General features: G+C 64.4%; 1 protein-coding gene and 1 pseudogene. One reads left to right on the top strand and one right to left on the bottom strand.

The features are described 5' to 3' along the window. Window positions 1-698 (bottom strand): FAD-dependent monooxygenase (locus tag EN914_RS35945; RefSeq protein ID WP_164779192.1); only part of this gene is annotated, 698 nt, incomplete at its 3' end. 95 nt (window positions 699-793) lie between these two features. On the opposite strand from EN914_RS35945, the pseudogene EN914_RS38860 reads away from it, so the two are divergent. Next, window positions 794-1,237, top strand: a pseudogene (locus EN914_RS38860) (hypothetical protein); the annotation flags it as partial.

Raw genomic sequence — 1,237 nt, forward strand, 5'->3', positions numbered from 1 at the left:
GTATTGGCCATTACCGCCCAGTTCGTCAGCCTGGTCTCTTCGCGATCCGGCTCGATCGGATAATAGACGAACTTGGCGAAATTGCCGCCGGCAACCGCCATGGTGCGCCCGTCGCGCCAGACCGGCCACGGCGTGGCGCCGCGCCACAGCATCGTGCCGTTCCAGATCGGCGGCCCTTCTTCGGGATAGAGCACGGCCCTGACGGCGGAATGGATCCCGTCGGCGCCTATGAGCAGGTCGCCATGGGCCTCGCCACGCGAGCCGTCATGCCGGCGGAAATGCGCCACGACCTCGCCCTCGTTCTGTTCGAAGGCATCGACACGGCTTGCCGTGCTGATGACGTCGCCGCCAAGCCTGTTCACCACGGCCCGGTGAATCAGCCCCAGCAGCCTGCCGCGATGAATGCTGATTTGCGGAACCTCATAGCCGGCATCGATGCCCCGCAATTCCTGCCATACGATCTGGCCGAAGCGGTTGGTGTAGACAAGCTCGCGTGTCCTCACCCCCTCCGCGTCGAGCGCCGGCATCAGCCCAAGCCCGGCCAGCGCCTTGACAGCGTGAGGCAGCATGTTGATGCCGACGCCAAGTTCGCGGATGTCGTCGGCCCGCTCGAAAAGTTCGACCTCGATGCCTGCCTCATGCAGGAACAGAGCAGTGGTGAGGCCGCCGATACCGGCCCCGGCGATCAATGCTTTCATCAGTCACTCCCTTGCCGTGAAAAGTCCCCCCGAGCCGGTCAGATGCCCGTCGACTCGCGACGTCACGGCGATGCGCGTGGCCGGGGATATCCGAGTTGCATGGCGACGAAGTCTGCCGTGCGGGCACCATGGCGGGCAGCGATGGCGCGCAGCGTTTCGTCCAGGACTTTTGGCGGTCTCCAGATGGCTTGACGACGAGGCTACCGGCGTTAGGTTTCGTCCGAAATGACATAAATCGGGCGAATACTGCCATGCGCAGGCACGTTGCCGTCGTCGTTCACCCCGGTTTCCAGCTTCTGGATGCGGCCGGGCCGACAACCGTCTTCGAGATTGCGGAGCGCTGCCGCCCGGACAGCTATGAGTTGGTTTTGCTGTCGCCCGGCGGCGGCGGCGTTGAAAGCTCCTCTGGCCTGAAGCTTCTCACCAGACCTCTGCGCGACGGCCCTTTCGACACCGTCATCGTATCGGGCGGCGAAATCATCCGTTCCATCGAGGCGATGGAAGAGATCGTCGCCTGGTTGAGGCGGGTGCCGGCGCGG

It is taken from the genome of Mesorhizobium sp. M7A.F.Ca.CA.001.08.2.1, from assembly GCF_003998455.1.
Taxonomy (GTDB): domain Bacteria; phylum Pseudomonadota; class Alphaproteobacteria; order Rhizobiales; family Rhizobiaceae; genus Mesorhizobium; species Mesorhizobium ciceri.